General features: G+C 46.0%; 17 protein-coding genes. 4 read left to right on the forward strand and 13 right to left on the reverse strand.

Annotation, left to right across the window (positions count from 1 at the left end; genetic code table 11):
- Positions 1-3: 3 nt before the first annotated feature.
- Together BM358_RS00315 and BM358_RS00320 are read right to left on the reverse strand one after the other, a co-directional pair.
- Positions 4-3,393 (reverse strand): tubulin-like doman-containing protein, encoded by a 3,390-nt coding sequence (locus tag BM358_RS00315; RefSeq protein WP_028542360.1) that lies wholly within the window; start codon positions 3,391-3,393, stop codon positions 4-6.
- A 24-nt stretch (positions 3,394-3,417) separates the two neighbouring features.
- Entirely contained in the window at positions 3,418-5,220 is a 1,803-nt protein-coding gene (locus BM358_RS00320) for a vWA domain-containing protein (protein ID WP_023988386.1), read from the reverse strand.
- Between the two features lie 300 nt (positions 5,221-5,520).
- Here BM358_RS00320 and BM358_RS26335 point away from each other — a divergent pair, with 300 nt between their 5' ends.
- From BM358_RS26335 to BM358_RS00330, 3 genes are all read left to right on the forward strand, one after another.
- The gene (locus tag BM358_RS26335; RefSeq protein WP_023988385.1) at positions 5,521-5,673 is read left to right on the forward strand and encodes a hypothetical protein; all 153 of its coding nucleotides are present in this window, start codon (positions 5,521-5,523) and stop codon (positions 5,671-5,673) included.
- Positions 5,666-6,583, forward strand: a complete 918-nt coding sequence (locus tag BM358_RS00325) for a hypothetical protein (RefSeq protein WP_028542361.1) — start codon at positions 5,666-5,668, stop codon at positions 6,581-6,583. The genes BM358_RS26335 and BM358_RS00325 overlap by 8 nt, the downstream gene beginning before the upstream one ends.
- Before the next feature lie 172 nt (positions 6,584-6,755).
- Positions 6,756-6,917 carry a hypothetical protein gene (locus BM358_RS00330; protein ID WP_023988383.1) on the forward strand — a complete coding sequence of 54 codons (162 nt, stop codon included), beginning with the start codon at positions 6,756-6,758 and terminating at the stop codon, positions 6,915-6,917.
- Positions 6,918-7,098: 181 nt separating this feature from the next.
- On the opposite strand, the gene fabG is transcribed toward BM358_RS00330, so the two are convergent.
- The 5 genes from fabG to BM358_RS00355 all read right to left on the reverse strand — a co-directional run bounded on the left by fabG (position 7,099) and on the right by BM358_RS00355 (position 13,752).
- Complete coding sequence (gene fabG, locus BM358_RS00335) at positions 7,099-7,854, reverse strand: 3-oxoacyl-ACP reductase FabG (protein WP_028542362.1); 756 nt, start codon at positions 7,852-7,854, stop codon at positions 7,099-7,101.
- Between the two features lie 338 nt (positions 7,855-8,192).
- Positions 8,193-10,949: a PHB depolymerase family esterase gene (locus tag BM358_RS00340; protein WP_028542363.1), complete on the reverse strand. Its 2,757-nt coding sequence runs from the start codon at positions 10,947-10,949 to the stop codon at positions 8,193-8,195.
- Between the two features lie 273 nt (positions 10,950-11,222).
- Positions 11,223-11,561 (reverse strand): hypothetical protein, encoded by a 339-nt coding sequence (locus tag BM358_RS00345; RefSeq protein ID WP_023988379.1) that lies wholly within the window; start codon positions 11,559-11,561, stop codon positions 11,223-11,225.
- A 135-nt stretch (positions 11,562-11,696) separates the two neighbouring features.
- Positions 11,697-12,827: a bifunctional cystathionine gamma-lyase/homocysteine desulfhydrase gene (locus BM358_RS00350; RefSeq protein ID WP_023988378.1), complete on the reverse strand. Its 1,131-nt coding sequence runs from the start codon at positions 12,825-12,827 to the stop codon at positions 11,697-11,699.
- 1 nt (position 12,828) lies between these two features.
- Complete coding sequence (locus BM358_RS00355) at positions 12,829-13,752, reverse strand: PLP-dependent cysteine synthase family protein (RefSeq protein ID WP_023988377.1); 924 nt, start codon at positions 13,750-13,752, stop codon at positions 12,829-12,831.
- Positions 13,753-14,007: 255 nt separating this feature from the next.
- On the opposite strand from BM358_RS00355, the gene BM358_RS00360 reads away from it, so the two are divergent.
- On the forward strand, positions 14,008-14,370 hold the full coding sequence (locus BM358_RS00360) for a hypothetical protein (protein WP_028542364.1): 363 nt from the start codon (positions 14,008-14,010) through the stop codon (positions 14,368-14,370).
- Between the two features lie 119 nt (positions 14,371-14,489).
- Here the strand turns inward: BM358_RS00360 and BM358_RS00365 are convergent, their stop codons facing one another.
- The 6 genes from BM358_RS00365 to BM358_RS00390 all read right to left on the reverse strand — a co-directional run bounded on the left by BM358_RS00365 (position 14,490) and on the right by BM358_RS00390 (position 22,166).
- Positions 14,490-14,789, reverse strand: coding sequence for a DUF6509 family protein (locus tag BM358_RS00365; protein WP_023988376.1), 300 nt, complete (start codon positions 14,787-14,789; stop codon positions 14,490-14,492).
- Entirely contained in the window at positions 14,783-16,750 is a 1,968-nt protein-coding gene (locus BM358_RS00370) for an ATP-dependent DNA helicase (protein ID WP_023988375.1), read from the reverse strand. The genes BM358_RS00365 and BM358_RS00370 overlap by 7 nt, the downstream gene beginning before the upstream one ends.
- 291 nt (positions 16,751-17,041) lie before the next feature.
- On the reverse strand, positions 17,042-18,046 hold the full coding sequence (locus tag BM358_RS00375) for an ABC transporter substrate-binding protein (protein ID WP_023988374.1): 1,005 nt from the start codon (positions 18,044-18,046) through the stop codon (positions 17,042-17,044).
- A gap of 100 nt (positions 18,047-18,146) precedes the next feature.
- Positions 18,147-18,665: an RDD family protein gene (locus tag BM358_RS00380; protein ID WP_028542365.1), complete on the reverse strand. Its 519-nt coding sequence runs from the start codon at positions 18,663-18,665 to the stop codon at positions 18,147-18,149.
- Positions 18,666-19,062: 397 nt separating this feature from the next.
- Positions 19,063-20,199: a glycoside hydrolase family 88 protein gene (locus BM358_RS00385; RefSeq protein WP_028542366.1), complete on the reverse strand. Its 1,137-nt coding sequence runs from the start codon at positions 20,197-20,199 to the stop codon at positions 19,063-19,065.
- Between the two features lie 56 nt (positions 20,200-20,255).
- On the reverse strand, positions 20,256-22,166 hold the full coding sequence (locus BM358_RS00390; RefSeq protein ID WP_028542367.1) for a hypothetical protein: 1,911 nt from the start codon (positions 22,164-22,166) through the stop codon (positions 20,256-20,258).
- Positions 22,167-22,181: the final 15 nt, after the last annotated feature.

A 22,181-nucleotide genomic window follows, 5' to 3' on the forward strand; every position in this document is an offset into this window, starting at 1 on the left:
ACTTTACTTCAACTTTCTGCGGATGTCGTTTAATTTTCCAGCCATTTGAGCATAGAATGCATAAAGTTCCGCTCCGTTAGCGAGCTCCACCTTTTCATATTCCAATTGATTGCGGGCCTCTGTGTAAGTTGCAGCCAGTTCATCCAGCTTCGCCAGCAATGGTGTAATATCCTCAGATGAAGTCAACACAGCATCACGGCGATCCGCCTTGCGCATTAGAGCAGCAAATTTCTTTTCTTCCAAACCACGGAAGTTTGTAAACACTTCAAACTCCACATAATTACGGCTCTTCATGACATTGGCAAACGGCTCCCAAGCCTCTTCCTCTTCGTCGCGATCATAGACGTACAAAGCACCTTTTTTCGTAATCGTGTCCGTATAGAGTGCCTGAATGAACTGATCCAGCCATTTTTCTTCATCCTGATATTTGCCCAGCAAAGCTTCCAATTCAGCGGCTTTCGCTTCAATTAGTGTATATTTCGCCAGTTCTTCACGAACCACCTGTGTTAATTCTGGTGAACGGATCAGGTTTTCCTTCGCCATCTCTTCATTGATGCTGCCAAAGATGTCCTTGCTTCCGGCCTGCTCCAGCCCTTCAGCCAGCAGACGTTTCAACTCAGACCATGCTCTTTTGACTTCACCCAAATTCGGCTTGGATTCCTGCAAGCGCATATCGTAGCCTGCCAGCATCGCATTCAGATCTAGCGCATGTGAACGGATTACAGTGAAGCGGCTGCTCGTATTCTGATCGACATCCTTTTCGCGAATCACGCCAAGTGACTTGGCACGGTCAAAATCATTACGAATGCGGGCATTGTAAGCTTGCACACGCGAATTGACGTAAGTTTCGCCCCATGACTTTTCAGGAATCGGCGACGGCAGATTAGTCCAATTGTTCTGACCTGTTTGCACCAGATGACGGCCAATACCTTCGCGGTCAAGAATCGTTTTTTCATAGCTTTCTTCATACACTTTGAGCGGCGTATATACAAACAGAGGAACACCATTACGCGTATTGAGCCAGAAAATCCGGTTACGAACTTCACTCTCTTTAATAGTAAAGTGTGATTTGCCAATTGCATTATTTTGATAATTGCGAACGCCTTTCAGGATATTAGGCGACTGTACAGGTACTGAAACGAATCCCCATGATGGGAAGTACAAGTTGCCAGAGCTATTGCTCAAATGGAACACAGGTACAGCTTCCTCATCCAGTTTACTCGCAATGTAGCGCTCCACAAATTTTTCAATGGCTTCATCTTGCCCGTATTTCATGACGAGGAAATCCTCCATGGAACGGGTAATGAGATCACCGAACTTATCAGTCAAGAAGTTGGAGATTGAGCTAATGATGTCCATATCCTGATCCTTCACCCATTGATCTGAATTTTCCAGCAATTCTTGGGCAAAATCACGAATCAAATCATCACCGTTGCGGTTGTCCAGCAGCTTGGTCACAACTTCAGAAATATCCGGTACACTTACCAGATTCCAATAGTACGTTTTATTACCTTTGTGATCGGACTGTTCCTCGCCGTTAATCAGCAGATCGCCATTCTTCTCGAAAATTGCGCTCAATGCGTTCAAAATTTCAGTAAATACATTATAAATGCGGCTATTTTCCTTGTTCAACAGGTCATACAGGTCTTCATAAAATTCAATGAGCTGCTCTGTACGTTCCACATCAGCCCGCAGCCAATATTCGTTAATTTTCGCTTCAATGTACGCATTTTTCTTTTTATCCTTGGACACAAACGCGCTCTTGGCATCGCCCAGCTTTTCGTTCGCCTGCTCACGCGCCCATTCAATGTCCGTTGGAATACGGTGCAGTGATTCACGCAACGTCTCAACATATGAAAGCAGCATTTTCAGCAAGCTAAATCCTTTTTCAGTATAAATCATGCGGGATACATAAAACGGCCCTTGCTCAGGATGCAGAAACATCCGGCGGATTTGGTCCGTAAACTGTCCTGTAATTTCGCCAGGAAGCTGTTTCTTCGCTTTGATATACTCTTCGCGGGCACGCGTCAGGAACGTTTGCTCCAGCTCGGTGTCCATATTGACAACTTGCATTTTAACAACATTGCTATAACTCAACCGTTCACTGTTTTCAAAGCCCGGAAGCGGCTCAGGTACACGGGATTCAAAGTTTTTGATCATGCTATCCAGATCCACGCCCAGCTTGCGGGCAAACTTCTCTACATCCTCTTGATTTGGCGATTGCTTAAACATTTTGGACATTTTGCCAAACATTCGATAGGCCAGATATGTCGTCATTTCCTCCATTGGCAGTACCGCCGAGGAAGCCCCGATAATATTGTAATCGTAGTTTGCCGGATAGGCCTTATTCATTTGTGCGATGTTGGTACGGATATTGCTGATATAGTCATGAATGGCAAACTCTTCACCTGACTGTTTTTCCTCACTCGCCATAAAGTTGGTGATGTTCTCGGCGGTGACATTCATGCAGTAATCATAAGCATTTTCCAACAGCTTGCCTTCCGTATTCGTGGCCGAAATGAGATGACACAGATTAAACGGCGGAAGCGGCGAGTTCACGGTCAAAATATTTCCGTACTGTTGCTTAAAGCGTTCACCACGGCTGTCTACATTCATCCAATAGTCCAGCTCTTTCAGTGCAGCATAGCCGTTCTTTTTAATATATTCACGTGTATGCTCGCTCAGGCTTTTGTTCGCTAAATTAATATCCGGTGTAAACAGATAACCTAATGTATTTACACGGTCTACACCTGCAGAGCCATAGTCACGCTCAATAATTCCTCGGACGATATATGAGATATCGAGGAAAGTACCGCTTCCTGTACCGCCGGACAAACCGGACAGCAGGAACACCATAAGCTTCTTGTTGGTGCCTTCAGACAAGGTTTTGATTTTTTTGTCAATGCTTTGTACGACCTGATTGATTTTGGTGAACAACAGCAATCGTCCTGCCTGACGTACCCCTGCCGCCCCGTTCATACCATCGGTAATGCTCAGCTCTGGAGACAGCCAATCGGTAATGTACGGCTCAAGAATGCTGCGGTTTTGCAGCAATCCGCCGATTTCCGCATTGGATAGCAGTACAAACTCATTGATGGGGTCCAAACCAATCCCCTTGTATTTTTTGTTGCGGTCTTGTTCATTCGTTTCAAAAGCGAGAAATTCCACATTGTCCGGTTTATCGCTCTTTTTCTTGGAGATCGGATCTGCTGGAAGCTTGAATCTGCGGTTAATTTGATATTTCAAGCGGAGAAGGGCATCAATTCCCGTGCCTCCGAGTCCGATAATTAAAATAGGATTATCAATAGTATCAACTCTGATCTTATCGCTTACGATCCCCCCGCCGAGTGATACGTCTAATTGTTGGATATGCTCTCTAACTACTGGTTTCATAGATATGACCTCCTAAGGGTTCGTTTAGCTGTTTACTGAAATAAATTCCAGTAAAATGGTTTTGTCCACACTGGCTAACGGGATGGTCAGACGATCACCGTTTTTGAGTTCAAGACCGTTGCCTGTGTCTACAGCCCGTCCGGATTTCTCAATCGTAATCTCGGGGGTACTGCGCACAATGATACGATCCTGATTGGCTGGTGTGAACACGACCTTGTCGGTTCCAGCAAATTCCGGTGCCAGTTGCAGCAACTGGTGCAGATTAAATTTGCCCCGGAAGGTGTTCAGCTTCTTGTATTGTGGATACGTTTTTTCGCCAGTGTTCTCATCCCGGATTTCCAGTACGATTTGACCGACAAAGCCACGGTTGGCCTTTTTGACAGCCTTCCAGATGAAATATGCGGCAACCAGCAGAATGAGCAGTCCCAGCCCTAAAAGAATGAGTGGCATTAGCTTGGACTTTTCAGCAGGTGTTGTTGGCTGCGTTGTGCCTGTATTCGTACCGCTCGTCGCCCCTGCTTTAGCACTGATGGTTACAGGCTGTGTTTCACGGTAGAAGCTCTTCTCCTCTGCTCTAACGGTTAGTTCGTAGTCATGCTCATCTGGAATCGTATAGCTACCGGTAAAAGAATCCCCTGCATTGGTTAACGGCACCTCATTCGTTGTACCGGAATCCAGATCCTTGACCTTCAGAACAGCATTCATATTCGCATACAATTCCTGATCCTGAAGCTGCTGGCTATTGCTCGTCAGGTAGGAACGAATTTGAACTGCATCGCCTTTTTTGTATGATTTGGCGGACGGTGCGTCCATTTTCAGCTCCAGATCGTAGTTAAACACCAGATTAATATCAATCTGATCCTGCTGGACTCCCTTGACTTGGAGCTTCCAGTCACCAGCCACAGGCTTGAGCAGTTTAATCAGCGAGTAGCTTTTGGACTTGGACAGCAGCACATCGCTCGAAGGAATCGGCTTGGTGTTGCCCGACGGGTCTATCAGTCTCGCATCCACCGGTTTCGAGGACATGATCGAAATGTTAGCCTCCAGCACACTATCATTCGGTACGGTTACCGTTACATCCTGATAGTCGCCGTTTGCCGTAATGGACTGCAAAGGCACCACTTTCAACTTCAAATTGCTGGCGAAAATTTCACTTAAAATGTTCGGCAGGTCATCCGCTGAGCTTGTAATAAAGGACTTGCCGCCCGTTTGCTGCGCTATGTCGGCAAGCTTGTTTTTATTCAGCTTCCCATCTGCATTCAAGCCGATGGTGTAGATCGGAACGCCGCTATTTTTAGCCTCGGCTACAGCCTGTGCCATATCCTGATCTGATTGGCTTTCGGTTCTGCCTGTCGTCTTATTAAAATCGTTGTTACCGTCGGCCAACATGACGATCATAGGCGCATGTCCAGCTGTTTTACCATCTTGCAAAATGCGGATCGCTTCCTTGACACCCACGGAGGTGTCAGTATACGCCCCCCGGTTCAGTCCGTCAATAAACGTCTTCAGTTCCTGCTTATCCGCTTCGGATGTAATATTAAGCAAGGCTTTCTCGCGCTGTACGACATCCGTATACGCTACAATCCCGACCTTGTCATTTTGCGTCGACAGCATATCAATGAACATTTTCATGGCTTCATTGCCAATTTTCCCAGGATCACTGGTGTTCATTGAATTACTTACATCGACGACCAGCACCGCATCCACCTTAGAAGCAGAGGGCGAAGCGGCATTCGCCATCTGTGGCTGCCATGCCAAAATCGAGGTCATGATCATTGTACATATGATTCCGATGACCAAAAACCATTTTCTGTCTCTACTAAACATCGCTTGTACCCCTTTGCCGGTTAATTCTCATTCTAAATTACAGTTGTACTCCCCTACTATTAAATTATAATGAGTTTTACATGAACGCCAGCTGAAAATACTGCCCAAATGGTCTGAATCCAACCAAAAAGCCTGTCATACCGCGAGATTTTACCAATATCCTGCAGTAATGATATAATTATACCCCAACAAGGGCAATCGGGCACCAGCCTTCTCCTTTATACGACAAAAATGACAGTAGCGAAACCCGCCCATGTAAAATATTGAAGTAAAAATCCAAGCAGAAAGAGGAAGTACACTATGATCTCATACGGATGTCTGGCGATTATGTTTCTTTTTGTCGCCATCAAATCACTAATTTACTATATACATAAAAAACGCGCCCCGTCGATTACACAAATCGACACCGAGCTTCTGGCACTGCTGAACCGGAGAAGTGAGCGCAATGAATAGTTCCAAACAAGCTGTACAATTTCGCCCATTTACCCGCACAGAGCACGCCTTCCAAAAGCTAAGAGTCTGCAAGCGTTGTGGACAATTCACCGCCCTTTGGGAAGAGAAATGTACATCATGTGGTCGGGATACACTAGTTCCTGTAGAGCAATATGCCAAACTTAGAGCCAAACGTTATTTTCGTAAAGACCTTGCCGTCGGCGTCATATTGCTGGCCGCTACTGTTTTTTTCGGCCACTCGCAGCAACAAATGTTTCTATGCGGTATCGTCGGTGCGTTCTTTCTGCTGCCCTTGGTGCTTCTACAGCAGGGTGTTTATCCTTATGAACAGCGTAGGCAGCTTATACGTCTGTTCAGAGGTCGTATAGGGCAGATCCAGGAAGGACTAAACGTTAATCATAAAAACGCGGTTGCCCTGCGGCAGCTCAGTGAGCGTGTCTCCTATGAAATGCTGCGTGAGATGGCTGTACTCATTCACAATGATCGGATAAGGCTCCAGCAGGTCGCCCTGCTGCAATCTTTTGTTCTCCGCAAAGACATGGAATTAACGCTCGATCCTCTCCTGATCAAGAGCTTCGAGCCGCTTATGGTCAGATATATCGGAGAGATTGCCAGACTCAATCGTGAGCTGATCAAGGACCGGACATTCCGATACGTAGTCTTTTATGAGCGCCGTATTCTGGAATTGGCAGGGGGCGAAGATATTCTCGTCCGCGTAGCCAGTGCAGCTGTCCGTAAAAAGCGCTACGTAGTCACCCATGCCGCTTTCATTTCCAGATATGTACGCAAACTGCCAAAGGAACGAGTCCAGCGTTTATATCATATCATTCAAGAGAATCCGTTAGAACCCTTTGGAGATTTGGCCGATGAAGTAAAGATCATGTACCTGATGGAGCAGTATAAAAACTGATCTGTCCTAACGCCCTTCTATATATGACGTCATTACCATGACAAACCACTGCAATAAAGCAGCAAAAAACCGTCAGGATCGCCTGGGTGGTATCATCCCCTTCAAGTAGACACTCTAAAAAAACCTTGTGTGTTACCATGAGGGTATGAGTGAACCTGGAGGGGATTTTCGTATGGCTAACCAACTCAAAGTTTGGGTGAAGAAGGTTCGAAATGCTGAACCGCTCGATTGGCGCAAGGGTTCATCCAGCCCGATGAAGGGGCGTACACGTACCTCCTTTTCCAGTATCAAAGAAGAACGAGATTACTTGATAGCTCAGGGGTGGACTACTTAAAAAGCGATATTCAAATCTGGTGACGGAGCGAAGCTCAGCGGTTTCAGGATAAACTCAAAAAGCGCGCCCCGATCGAGTATCGGCACGCGCTTGCAGCTTAGCTTTTTTCATTCGTCTACTTGACAGGGGTATGACTACTTGAAGGATTCATTTTATTCCTCTTGGTACAAACTTGTTTTTATTAAGATTCAGGCAAGCTCTGTCCTCCGTCAATAATAATTGTTTGTCCCGTGATGAAGCCAGCCTCCTTAGAGGCAAGAAATGCAGCTGCATGTCCCATTTCTTCAACGGTTCCAAACCGTTTCAATGGAATAGATGGAAGCATGGTTTCAATGTATTCTGGGAAGGTTTGTATCATTTCAGTCATTGTATTACCGGGCATGATCGCATTGATTGTAATACCAAACGGAGCTAACTCAAGCGCTGCACTGCGAATAAAACCGAGTTGGGCAGCCTTACTGGCACCGTAATGCGACCATCCTACAAATCCTGTCGCCGGCCCCGTAATCGAAGATGTTAACACCACTCTTCCATATTCAGCTTTTTTTAAGAATGGCAGACAAGCCTGTACAGAAAATAAAGCTCCACGCACATTAGTATTCATCACGCTATCCCATTCTTCAGCAACCATTTCTTCAATTGTAGTCATAGGGGCAATACCTGAGTTAGCACACAACACATCAATGCCGCTAAAGGCCACCGATACTGAATGTGCCATCATTTCCATAGAAGATCGATCCGTGACATCACCTCTAAAGCCTTGCGCGTATCCACCGGATGCTCTGATTTCGGCAGCGCATATCTCGGCCTCATCTAGGTTACGAGAAATAATGGCTACTTTAGCTCCCTTTTCAGCAAAGACTTTGGCGATTCCTTTACCAATCCCCTTACTCGAACCAGTTACAATAACCGACTTGTTTTCAAATGAATTTTCCATTATGTTTTCCCTCCTTCGGAGAGAGAGCATTTGCTCTCTAAATAGATCAAAAAAAATATCTTATAATAATATTAATAGATTGCATGACTAGATTAATCTTTTCCTGTGCACTTAATGTGCCTTTCCCTGGATAGAAGAAGGATTCAAAACGTTTATGATGATATTCACATTTTTTAGCTTTGTCAATAAAGTGGACGCACAAGGCTACTTCCATATCTCGACATGGTTGAGCTCTCTTGAAGGAGTTTTGATTTGTCTCACGTTAAGGGGTCAGTCCCCCTCCCCAACTCCGGACGTTTTTTTATTTTAGGATTATCGTGTCTAATTAGCTGTCTTCTTTATTGGCCTTGCAGTTTTTGCTGCGCATGTCTGATGGAAGTAAAGTTAAAAGCACGCACTCCCTTGCTGTCATACACAATAATCTCTTTATTCAAATATGGGTGTAAACCATTAAAATATCCAGGCATAATCAGTCTGCGCATAAATAGGTTTTTACCCAACATACGGGGGGAATTGGTCGCTACGACTAGCATTTGCTGGGTTGCAGACCATGGGCTAGGTTGAATATATGACAGACAATACTCGCCTGCCGTAAAATCGCCGCCCAATGTATACCCTTCCTCCGTACATGTAATTTGCAGATCAGCTTGGTGCTTCTGAAGCAGCTCATGTCTGGATAAGCCCGAAGTGACACATATCACGTTGCTATCAGCCAGTGCTTCCTCTGTAATATCATTGGAAGACACCACCGGATAATGAACACCGATATACGGATTCCAAGTCGCTGTTCGTGGGCTAGCCAAGGCGTTCGCCGTCCGTCTCACCGCCTGCTCTTCCTCCGGTGTAGCATAGCTGGATGGAAGGACAATGTGAAGACGATCCATATAAACGTCAAGCACACCCATACCATGGCTCAAAACGTTTCTTCCCACGCTTTTCGAATCCACAATTTCCTTTTTGGCATCCGATTCTTTTGAAAAGCATTCACTGCTTTCTTCCTCCCGTTCGGCAATCAAACGGTATTCAGGTGAGGGACGTTTATGTGAGTGTGTTTTAACAAAGCGAAAGCGGCTGTATTCCCGCAAGTCCAACACGAAAATACGGGCTCCGATACGAACTTGGGCCAATTCCAAGGGCATGACCTCTTGAGAAAGATGAATGATAAATTCTTCGGCGTGAACTGCCTCAATATCCAACTCACCTGTGGCACTCATTTCACCGTACAACTCGGCATATTCCTCATTTTCATCCATTCGCGTCAGTTCCAGCCAGTAAGCCCGGTTATGTCTACCCCGTTCCGTCCGATAGGCAATACGCTGAGGTACGACATCCCTTTTCCATTGCATAAGCCAACCCAGTACGCCGTCCAGAAGTCTCAGCTCATGCGTATCCCAGTGATTAGACTGCCGCTCTACGACACCTTTAAAATGATCAGATGGAAGCTCTGTGACAGGGGCTGTGTATGCTTGTGCAAATAAGTAATCCTGATCTCCGCATACATTCAATATTGGCATATTCAACAGATTTATCAGATGCTTGGGATGTGGCGCTCCAGAGATAACCGCAATAGCCGCAAACCGAGAAGGATAAGCCTGTGCCATCGCCCAGGCCGCATATGCTCCGTTCGAATAACCCGTCAGATAGATCCGCTCTTCGTCCACTCGGTACGCTTGCAGTATGACATCCAGCGCCTCCAAAAAAGCAGCTTCTCCAATATAACTGCCCAACGTTACACCACGGCATGAAAAAGTAACGAATATAGCTTCCTCTTCCCAGCCTTGCCCAAAACCTCGATTCTGAAAATCCGGCAAGCCCAGTTCATATCGCTTGCCTGGCATCAGAACGATCAGAGGATACTGTCGGTCAGTCGAATAGCTTCTGGGAAGCTGAATGGTATAGCGTTGCAAACTATTATCCAAACGGGAGACAAAAAATCCTTCCCCAATTCCGTCATTAGACAAAAAGATGTGTTCTTCTTGAAGTAAGGACGGGGAGTGTGACTGTTCGGCATGTCCACACGTGAAGATTTGTTTTAATAGCTTGATATATTCACGTACAACCCGGTAATCCCAGATTTCAAAAGGATCTTCCGGCAAATCCGTTAACCTTTTTAATTCCTCAAGCAGGCCCTCTATTTGTATTTCCTGCGCAGAATGAAGAATATCTATAGCGCGGGCTTGAATGTACCGGTCATACTCTTCCTGCAAGCCCTCCACGACGACTGACAAAGGCCGCACAAGTGCCGAATACACAAAATGATGCTCCACAGCCTCATGATCCCGATATGTAACGGTGAAGTGCAGCATTCCCGTATTCCTGGCCTTTTCCTCGTCCCAGTCATAGCTTTGCTCCTGCTCCCAATGTGCTGGAAAGCGATCCAGCTTCATGCCTTCATCATTCGTTACCTCGACCCATAACGTTTGATCTAAGGGAAGATCTATCCGATCCTTACGCAGTAAATAAAATAAGATCGGGCTGTCTTCACCCTCCCTGCCAGCACTTTTCTCAACCTCTAACCAAGCCATATGAAAACGTATATTACGCTCTACAAATTCACGTTGCAGTTCTGTCACATCTGGTTCGTCGCATACCTGATTTCCACTGATACGAATAGAGCGGGCCTCCTCGGGAATAAACGCAGCAATGATAACTACCGTGTGATCGCCTTCCTCCAGATACAAGCGAAAAGGACCGGATTCCGCATATACCAGTGTGCCATCTATCCAAATTTGTCCCGTTCCTTCAAAGGGTCTGAAAATCACTTCCTGTGCAGCCATACAACGAAGATTTGAAACCAGCAAAAGCCTTTCTTGTTCGGCCAAAGGCGGAAAAACACCTAGATTTAGTTCGGCAGTCCGAGGGTCCAGCTCGGTCAATAATCGGCAAGTTGCCTTTCCTCCGGCTGAAAGCTCTACTCCTTCTTCATCACAAGCCTTTTCCAAATTCCATTCCTCATGGGCAAAATAACTTGTCCATTCCCTGCCCACACCGCAATTTTCCGGGAGCATGACCGGACCGACTGCATAAGCAGACCTCAGACGTACCGGATGATCCGACAGCACAGTTGTTGCTTTTTCCAGATGTGTGAACCTCATAACATTCCCCCTCCAGGTTTTTGTTTCCTCAGAGACGTAGTCGCGGTTATATTCCGTTTAACATTCAATTTAACTATATAAAACTATTCGTTATTACCTCTACGTACTCCTCTGTTCTTCTCAAAAAAGTAGCTATGATAAAACAAAAAAACGAAGAAAGCAGAGTGCTTCACTTCGTTATTAAAAATTTCTATATCTAAAAACCTATTTAATGCTGCCATGATTGTTGCTAACAATACTAGGGTATAGTATGTTTAGGGTGAAGTTACTATTTTAAAAATGTGCATAACTCGCTTGAATTTGCTTTTCCAACTTAATGCGTTCTAACTTTAGCTCCCAAATCTGTTCGCTCCACGAGTTTCGATCCGCCGCGTTATTACTATTTCGTAAGAGATCAAACAACCTCAGCAATTCATCGTTAATCTGATCAAAATGCCGCCACAGCGTATTAATCTCAGAATCTTTAGTCTCTTTGCCATTCTCCAGCAATTGATGCCGCAGGGCTTCTTTGAGCTCCTGTTGCCACTCTATATCGTTCAATTGTTTCGCATAATTAAGAAGATCCAGATAGTCATCTACCTGCAGGTAACTGCGTGTTTTTATCTGTTTCATAGGGTCTCTCTCCTTATGGCTCAATCTATTACCAAGTATTATACTCGGTTATTAAGGGAAAGCAATACTTTATTCTACAATACACAAAAAAAGAGGCAGCCTCAGCTACCTCTCTTGAACATTACGATTATTTTCTTACAATGCTGCCTGCAAATCTTCGATCAAATCTTCCAGATCTTCAATCCCAACCGAAATCCGCACCAAACCTTCGGTAATACCTAGCTCTGCACGACGTTCTACTGGAATAGAGGCGTGCGTCATACGTGCCGGAACACTAATCAGACTTTCAACCGCTCCCAAGCTTTCAGCCAGTGTAAAATATTTCACCTTTTTCAGAAGTGCAACCGCGTTAGCGTCGCTACCTACATCAAAGGAAATGATGCCGCCAAAGCCTTCGGCCTGGATTTTGGACAGTTCATGCTGTGCATGGCTTTCCAGTCCAGGATAGTACACTTTGCTAACCTTCGGATGTTTTTCCAAAAAGGCTGCAATTTCCTTTGCATTTTGCTCAATCGCTTCCATACGCAGACCCAATGTTTTAATACCTCGGATCAATAACCAAGAATCTTGCGGGCCGAGAATAGCACCAATGGCGTTTTGCAGAAAATGAAGTTGTTCTCCCAGCTCGTCGCTGTTCACAACAGCCAGACCTGCTACAACATCGCTATGGCCGCCCAAATACTTGGTAGCAGAGTGAATGACGATATCAGCCCCAAGTGTAATTGGCGTCTGCCAATAAGGGGTAGCAAATGTGTTGTCGACGATCAATAAAAGATCATGTTTTTTTACAAGCTCCGAAACAGCGCGGATATCCGTAACCTTCAAAAGCGGGTTCGTTGGCGTTTCGACATACAATGCCTTCGTATTCGGACGAATTGCATTGGAGATGGCTTCCAGGTCAGTCGTATCCACAAATGTGGACTCAATTCCGATACGGCTGAGGACTTTGCTTACAATACGGTAGGTGCCTCCGTATACATCATCGGTCAGCAAAATATGATCCCCTGCATTAAACAGTGAAAATACCGCATGGATTGCTGCCATACCCGAACCGAAAGCAAAACCACGCTTTCCTTCCTCCAGATCCTTAATCAGCTCCTCCAGAGCAAACCGGGTCGGATTGCCTGTACGCGAATATTCGTATCCCTTATGGACGCCAATTTCCTCTTGCTCATAAGTGCTTACCTGATAAATAGGAACGTTAACCGCGCCTGTATGGGGATCGGTAGGAAGCCCGCCGTGAATCAGTTTTGTTTTGCGTTTCATTTTATATCCCGCCTTCATATATTTTTTTGCTCAGATAACGTTCGCTGCTATCCGGGAAAATGGTAACAATATGTGCGCCATCCGGTGCATTTTCGGCTTCCAGTAAAGCGGCATGTAAAGCAGACCCTGAAGAACTGCCAACGAGAAGACCTTCACGTGCAGCCAGTTCCTTGACACGGTCAAAAGCATCAACATCGCTAATGGTGTGAATGGCATTAAAATATCCTTTATCCACAAATTCAGGGATTAATTCCATGCCAATTCCTTCCGTTTTATGTGGACCTGACTCGCCGCCATTCAAAATGGACCCTTCCGGCTCCACGATGACCGTTTTAAGGGCTGCATTTTGTTCCTTAAGATAACGCGAGGTTCCCATAAACGTTCCCCCCGAGCCTGCACCTGCCACAAATACGTCCACTTTGCCGTCCAGATCGTTCCATATTTCAGGTCCCATTGTCGTATAATATGCCTCGGGATTATCCGGATTACTGAATTGCCGTGGCAAGTATGCATCTTTTATTTCAGCAGCCAATTCTTTTGTTTTTTCGATAGCTCCTTTCATCCCCTCACTTGTCGGGGTATGAACGATGCGTGCTCCCAATGCCTTCATCAGGTCCTGCTTCTCTTGGCTGAACTTCTCAGGCACAGCAAAAATAACCGAGATATTATAATGAAGCGCCGCCATCGCAAGACCAATACCTGCGTTGCCTGCTGTTGCTTCAATTAATGTCCCACCTGGCTTCAGCTGACCTGTTTTTAATGCTTTTTCAATTAGAGCCTTACCTACCCGATCCTTTACGCTGCCGCCGGGATTCATAAACTCCAGCTTCGCAAACAGGCGAATTCCTCTCGGTAGAGAATAGCTGTTCAGCTCCACTAATGGCGTACGTCCGATGAGTTCAAGGGTATTTTGATATACATTCATAATTTCAAGCTCCTTTTAATGGCGAATCCAAAATAAACCAATGGTCAAAAATTAACGCCTATTGTCGGAGAAGTTCGCTATCATCTCCGAGAAAACACAGTAATACGGTAAGTATTGATGCAATAAGATTTTATGTGTATTTGAAGCTTTTGTCAAATGGACCAGTCACAATACCCACACACCCTGCCTGCTTGCTCGATATGATAGAGAAGATGTCACAAAATATCCCCGTGCAACATAAGGAGGAGTTCATATATGGGAAAGCAATTTCTGAAGATAGCTGCCGTATATTTTGCCCTCAGTGTGCTGCTTAGTGTAATTATTGGCGTGTCGGGTGATTACAGTCTGTCCAATGTTCAGTCTCATATCCATTTGTTAGGTTGGATTGCACTTGGAATTATAGGTCTGATCTATGTGACCTTTCCTGCACTTTCAGTTACTATTCTGGCACATATCCATTTTTGGATGCATAATATCGGTCTGCCTGTGTTGATATTGGCGATTATAGGTGAAAATTACGAGGTTCCAGAGGCTGGAGTGTGGATCACCATAGGGTGGGTGTTACTCGCGGGGGGGACTGTGCTGTTTATGGTGAATGTGTGGGATAGACTGCGCTAGAGCAAATAAGTTCTCTTCATTTGACCATAAAAAAAGGAGCCTGATCATGTCAGGACTCCTTGATATCTTCATTATATGTTAGCTATACACCAGCTGTGCTAGCTAAGTGTTCTATACTGTTACTTCACTGTTTCATCCTGTACATGTTCTTTACAGAAGTTCTCAACAGCTTGCAGCTCATCATCTTCAAGTTCAAGATCAATGTAACTATTCGTTACTTTTTCAATTAATTCATACTTTAGCAGTCCCGTCTTTTCTTCGTCTACTAAATAAAGACAACGGATATACAGTCCGTTTTCAGTGTATAGCTCGTCGTCCTCCTCTACCTCTACATCAATGATAAATTCATAACGCTGTCCAGTCAAAATACCAAAAGCATCTTTAATCTGATCTACTGTGTACGTTGTAAAATTCAACATGTTTTTATTCCCTCCGGGTTTCCTTCAATTACGGTGCATTCTACGCCCGCAGGCAGTAGTTGTTCAACTTGTGTGCGTACTTCTTGACGTCTCAAATCCTGGCCCATGATGGATATCCAGCCTCGATCATTACGCGAGCGAATTAAACGCCCTATGCCTTGTCTGAGTCTAAGTGCCATGTGAGGCATATCTATCTGAATAAACGGATCTGCTGCATCCTTGCGCAGAGCCGTAAAAACCGGATCATTCGGAGGAAATGGCAGTGACCAGATAATGACGTGCGACAGAGAAGGTCCAGGAATATCCAATCCTTCCCATAATGTAACAGCGCACAACACACTTTCCTCATCATTCTGAAAAGCTGAGATCAGATGGCTGATTTCAGCCGAACCTTCGTACAGAAAACGATAGGCTGATGCCTCCGGGTAAGCAACGAGATCCTTCTTGAATGCAGCCAGTTCCTCCTGTGAAGGAAACAGGATAAGCGCTCTTCCCTGCGATTTCTCCAGCAGTGTCAGCGCTCTCTGGATTGGATCATGCCCCACTTGCAACGGGTACAGTGCAGCTTGCATCTGATCGCTGTAGTCATAAGGTGAAGCAACAGAAAACGTTAGCGGATTTTCAATACCGAGACTCTGTGCCATATAGTCAAAAGAGCTCTCTACGGAAAGCGTAGCTGAAGAGAATACGATTGGTATATGCTGCGCAAATACTCGTTCTTTGAGAATCTCTTTTACCATCTTCGGCATAACCACAAGCGTTAACCCATCCTGATCCTCCATCACCCACGAAATGAGAAGTTCAGGACGCTTAAACAAAGCCAATGCGGTTTGAATCATTTCCAAATGTTCTTCCACAATTTTGACTTGATACTCATCCAAAGAGAATAGCCCGCTTTCAAATACAAGCTCTTCTTCGATCGTGCCGATCAATTCACCAAAGCGGTTTACCTCTCGAATCAGCGACTCATTCAGGATGAACTCCTTGCGATTAGAACCCTGTACAGGCTGACTGTTCTTATCAAGCGCAGCGAACAAAACCTCACTTTGGGAGATCGCATCTTCGATCGTCATTGCCAAAGATTCTCGCACTTCCCCCTCGAGAAGTCGGGTAATAATAGACTCAAACTGAGCGTGCTTAAGCTTGTAGGTAAGTGCATTTTGTGCCGCTGTCTCCAGCAGATGCCCTTCGTCAAAGACGACAGAGCTGTGCTCCGGCAGCAACGGCAGCTGACCCTCGCGCTTTCTCGCTTCGTAGGTCCATACATGCTCCATATAAAAGTCATGAGAGCAAATGACCAGATCTGCCGCTTTGCGGTAATGATCACGAGACAACGTCTGACCGCAACGATGGCGCTGATGGCAAACGAGACAGTCTTGAAATACATCCCATCCGAGTCTGCTCCACTGTCCATCTGTTAGCTCGGGATACTCCTTCCGATTTCCGTAAGGAGTGAAGGACTGTAACGTATCTGGAAAATGAACAAAATCCGGCAGTTCCTGATAAATATCACGGAAAACATCTGCGTCCTCATCCAGTCCGCCTCGCACCTCATCCAGCTTATTCAGGCAAATATACTGATCCGGCGACTTCCCCAATCTGGCATCAATCGTCAGACTCAAATGCCGTGCCAGCTTGGCGATATCCCCTTCCGGCTTTACCAATTGTTCAATTAACGATTCATCCGCACAGGCGATAATCGCCGGTTTTCTCATGTATCGAGCATATGCAATAGCGTACAGCAGGTATACCAGCGTTTTACCAGTGCCCACACCTGCTTCTGCAAAAATGGTCTTTTTTTCCTTATAGGCACGTTCTAGCTGGAATGCCATATAAATTTGTTCATCCCGAACCTCAAAGCCGACTTCAGGCAAAACTTCATAAAATACATCCGCAATCCAGTCACTTGCCTGCTCAATAAACGGCTTGGACGGATCAAAGGCAAAAGGGTAAGTAGTCAATCGGGCTGTGCCTCCAATTCGTTCATAATGTGCATCCTTTCATTATAACGCAAAACAAGCTAAAAAGAACATGAAAACTGTAAGAACAGCTTACATTTTTTATTTCGCCATGAAATTCTATAAATAAAGGACATCAGGGTTCGTTTGTGTGAGTACGCTACGAGGAGGATTTGGCGAAGGATTTGGTGGAGAAAGCTTGATAAGAGATAGGTTAAGCAAGGGAATTATTCATAGCATAATGAGAAAACAAAGAAACCAGCTAATGCTTTCAGGCACTGGCTGGTTCCATGTTTACTTTTGCTTCATCAAATCTGGAATTTGTTCAAGAAGCCGTTCTCTCGTGATGGCATCATCAAAATTCCATGAGCTGTCGAGTGTATATACCCGTTTGTTTTGAACCGCGGGAATGGTCTTCCATATTTCACTGTTCATCAGATTATTAGTAACTGCAACTGTTTCTTTACTCTGATCCGACAGAATAAATAGTTCATCCCCGATAAATGCAGGAAGCACCTCGTTAGAAATGGTAGCAAAGCGCTCTTTTTTATCAATCAGGTCTGTTTGTACCTTGGGAGCCGGTTTAAAGCCAAGCACATCATACAAGGACACGGATGCACCCTGATGTCCCATAACATACAGGTTCTTCCCCATAACTAACAACACCGTCGCTGTCTCTCCTGGCTTAATGTCAACATCCAGCTTGGCCTTCATTTGTTTGGCCTTCTCGTCATATAAGGTTTTGAATTGGTCTGCCTCTTTAGTTTTTCCAAGAAGTTTACCTAGCTCCTGCATACGTTCAAAAGTTGCCTGGTCGGAATGAAGAGCCACGGTAGGTGCAATTTTAGCTAACGTATCAATCGCCTTTTCATCCCAATTGTCGTGAAGAATAAGGTCCGGTTTCAGCATCGTCACTTTTTCCAGATTCACTGGGTAGCCTACATCGGTAATATCCTTGGTAAGGTCCGCATACACAATTTGTGACTGAATGACACTCAGACTCGCACCTGCTGGACGTACACCCAAGGCAAGCAAATCCCCCGGATCACTGCCTACATAAACGATCCGCTGTGGATTTACCGGAATCGTTACTTTACGTTTTTGAGAGTCTGTATATTCTCGGGTGGTCGGCGTTGTTGATGCCTCTTCCTTTTGAACCGTGCTGTTTGCAGCCTGTCCTGCTGTAGGGGAAGTTTGGGCAACATTTCCTTGAGAGCTACAAGCTGATAGTACAACGGCTATAATGAGCAGTACTCCCGCCAGTATAGGGAGTTTGGTCGATTTTTTTACATGTAGCATATGGATGTATCCTCCAAGTTATATAGTCTATAGAAAATGATAATCATTATCATTCACTTAATATTACATAATAGACCCATCTTCTGCAACGGAAATTTCCTTAATTCATGATATTAGAAGCTACTGGAGGGAAGGGCAATTGTTGATCATATCGCTGCAATTCTTTTTTATTCACAACAAAGGTGTTGGTACAAAGATCGTGGAGTCCCTGTTTTTTGGCAGTAAAAGCAACCACAATATAAATAATATGAGCAATTACAAAAGAAATGGCTTTAATCCAATAACGTCCTGAGGCATGTAAGAATCCAAGACGATTTCCTTCCTTGTCTACAACAATTAAAGAGAACACCAGCTTACCCGGTGTTGCTCTTACCTTCGATGATTCCCATAACACACAGTACAACCATGGCACTACGAGCCATAAGATCAGCGGCCACAACATAAGCAGTACTTGTATGAAACCCGTCTCCTTTATGCCCAGAATATCTGGGATAATGTAAATTGCGCCCCCTACTAAAAGGACTATGGCAGTAAGGATGATCAGATCAATCACAAACGCTGCCGTTCTTATCCAAAATCCTCCGTATATTCTTTTTGTACAATCACTTGTTGCTGTCATGATATGTATAACTCCTTTTGCAAATGAGATTTAAAATCCAGTTTATTCCTTTACCCAAGAAGATATCATACGGTTCCCCACCTATATTGTCAATTTACGAGTAAATGCTCTTAAACAAGTAAAAGGACCTATTTCCATGCATCAAAATGAAATTTTTCATAGGAGTTAAGAGCTTATATCAATGATTTTTCTCTGATTGGGTACAAAATAAGCTCAGCCACAATCTCTTAACCCCCTATAAGTAGTACTTTGGCATCGAAATAAATCCAGCCTTTTCATGCATAAAAAAACAGCGTATATGTAAATGAAATTACACACACGCTGCTTCACAATTCATTCCGTAAATCTGACAAACGACCGTATGATTAAAATGAGTTCGTTCTTGCACGCTTATACACTATATTTTTTTGCATTCAATACTAAACAAACCTTCTTCTCCGCGCAGCTTTGCCAATGCCTCGACAAAGAAATAATCGCCATAGATAATGGGAACGTTGATGTATTTTTGCTCAGGATAATGTACAGTCCCGTTCATCAGCAATCCCTCATGCTCCTCGCCCCACGCTGTACATGTATGATGCAAGCCCTCGAGGATAGATGCTGCAGCTTCTGTAAAATGCTCTGCACGCGTCGAATATTTTGCCAGCTCCAGCAAACCACTGGCCGCAATTGCCGCCGCCGATGAATCCCATGCCCCGCGGTGCTCTTCTTCTGCTCTAAAATCCCACACAGGCAGGCAAGCATCGCCCAGCTGGGACAGGAAAAAGTCAGCCGTGTTCTCGGCCACCTTCAAATAACGCGAATCGCGCGTGTACCCATACGAAAGCGTAAAACCATACAAAGCCCAAGCCGTGCCACGTGCCCAGGCAGAACCGGGAGCAAATCCCTGTCCGCCATGCTCGGCGACCTTTTTTCCAATCTCTGGATCGAATTCGATCACATGTGCGATAGAACCGTCCGAACGGACAAATTCACGTGCTACGGTATCTGCATGCTGCACAGCGAGAGCGGCAAAACGCGGATCTCCGCTTTCCTCCGAAGCCCAATAAAGCAGGGGTAGATTCATCATACTGTCTATAATCGCAACGCCCCGTGTATCCATGTCCTTCGAGGGGAAGTTCCACGCACGAATAAAACGGCCATTCACGTTAAAACGGGCAGCCAGCAGATTGGCAGCCAATAACCCACGTCTTCTGGACTCAGAATCTCCGTTCAATCGGTGGGCGGCCACGCCGCTGAGCAGCCAAATAAAGCCAAGATCATGGTCTACAGCTTCGCTATTATAGAGTATTTTTTCCAAACGACCCTCGCACCGCTGTGCAATCCCGGCAGCCACACTGTCAGGACGAGCCCGATTGGCTAGCCATAGCAGTCCCGGATAAAAGCCTGCTGTCCACCACGCTTCTTCACGATTATCATAACGTCCACCCTCTGCAACATGTGGAAAAGCGTCCCCCAGTCTTGCCGCCAAGGCAAGCGTTTTATCCAAAGCCAGCTCCCACGATTGCTCCAGCCACGCTTCTGCTTTCGTCATTTCTTTTTCCTCTCCTTTTTCCACATGTTAAACCATATTTATGGCTCCAGCTCTATCTATTCAGGTAACCGAATGATAAAGGAAATGCGATTACCTTCACATTCCAGACGCGCTCCCTTAAGTAAACCATTCCGACAGGCCACAGAAGCTAATTCTTCCGGCCAGACCACATTCGTTCCTTCCGTCGTCGGGATGACTTCAAGGCTTGCACCTGCGTATTCTACTCGAATGCTTTCCGTTTCTTTCCCAGCTGACATGACATGATGAATAACACTGCGCTCCCGACCGTCGTACGCCATTAGGGGAATAAGTGCCCCTACATTCTGAATATTGCCTTGAAGCTCATACGCCACTTCAATTTTGCCGGGTACCTGACGATAATGCGTTCGGATTTCCCTCACTCCCGGGAATGGGCCTTCCCACAGGAGTGTAAAATCCGTTGCTCCGTCAGACGCTGAGCTTTGTTCCATCTGTACGGTTCCTCCACCATCCTGCGGGTCAATCCCTCCATCCCGGTCGAACTCCAGCGTACCGGGAATGCCCTCCGACAAGCTGTGCCACTTTCCGTCCTCCGTTTGCCAGGCCGGGGTATAGCTCAACGGGAAAATATCTCCCTCCGCGAAGCCTGTAAAGCCGCGGTCTGCATGACCTGCTGAGGACGGACCGATCAGCGACGGCAGCGCAGACTGCTGAATACGCACGATGCCCGGAATATTGTACGGGTCGTTGACCGATGTTTGCACAAGCATTTGCTGCCCGTCTACGGCTGCAATGACAGTCTGGAACCAGCCATCCGTTGCCAACACCCGGCTGCCGATCTCCGCCGGGATGAAGGTTGGGGAAATGCGATCCATCTCCTCACCATGTAGAAGGGTGTGGGCCAGCACAGCCGCCGTCCACAGACTGTAGCAGGTATGATTCGAGTACACCTCAAAGCCATGCCGTGCCTCGGACGGATAATGGTTGCGGACGATATGCAGCTTGCCGTCATCCGTCTGCCAGCGGCTAATCGCTTGCCAGCATAGATCTGCTGCCCGTCGGAACGCACCTGCGAGCCCATGCTCTCCTGCTGTAAAAGCCTGCTGTGCATGTGTTGTAAAGACAAAGGCCGCCGCCGATTCGTTCCACTGATGCTGGGCGCTTCTTCCACGCGGCGGAATTTCCCCGTGCGGGGATAGCGCCAGTAATGTGCTGAGCGCCCCCTTGCGAAGGTGGTCACGCAGTTCGAGTGCGCAGCTGCCATCATATCCGTTCTCCAGCATCACGCCCAGATGAAAACGTGTAACGATATCGTAGGCAAATGGGCTATTGGGCCGATCCAACGGACCATCCTGATACAGGCCCAACCTGGTAAAACGAGGCAAATGGTAGCTGCGGATATACGTCTCCATCCATTCCGAATCGGCTGCAATTCCTTCCGTTGCACGCAAAAACTCGCCGGAAATCATAATCGCATTCCAGTTGATCATCCGGTTCGGATTTTTCATTTTGCTCATCGTAAAAATGTAGGTCTGCTCCGGCTGAATTCTGCTCAGTTGCTGCTTCCATGCCATGGCTTGTTCTGGCAGCAGATTTTTAAGGAGCCGATACGCTCCCATCATCATAATTGGAAAAAAGTCTGGGTGGTGATCTGGCGCTTTTTCCTCCACTACACAAGCTATGCTATGCGTCAAGGCCGCAGCAGCAGATTCCAGTAAATCATGCCGGCCTTCTTTGACCAACACCGCCGCAGCCAACGCATAGGAGGGGGTGGAGTAGTACCGTTCACTTTCAGAATGGGGGTCAATGATAGCTCCGGTTTCGTCCTGATGCAGGGCATATGCGCGAACCAGCTTTTCCAGCACAGCCAGCTTATGTTGGTGAGTCCAACCGTCATTCACTCGATTTGGCGCGCTTTCCACCTGTTCAATAAATCTCTCCAGCTCCGTCTGCCAAGGGTACACGCTGCCTGTCTGCAGCTTATTCATCCTGTCTGCCTCCCA

Origin of the sequence: Paenibacillus sp. cl130 (genome assembly GCF_900116035.1) — a bacterium.
Lineage (GTDB): Bacteria > Bacillota > Bacilli > Paenibacillales > Paenibacillaceae > Paenibacillus > Paenibacillus polymyxa_B.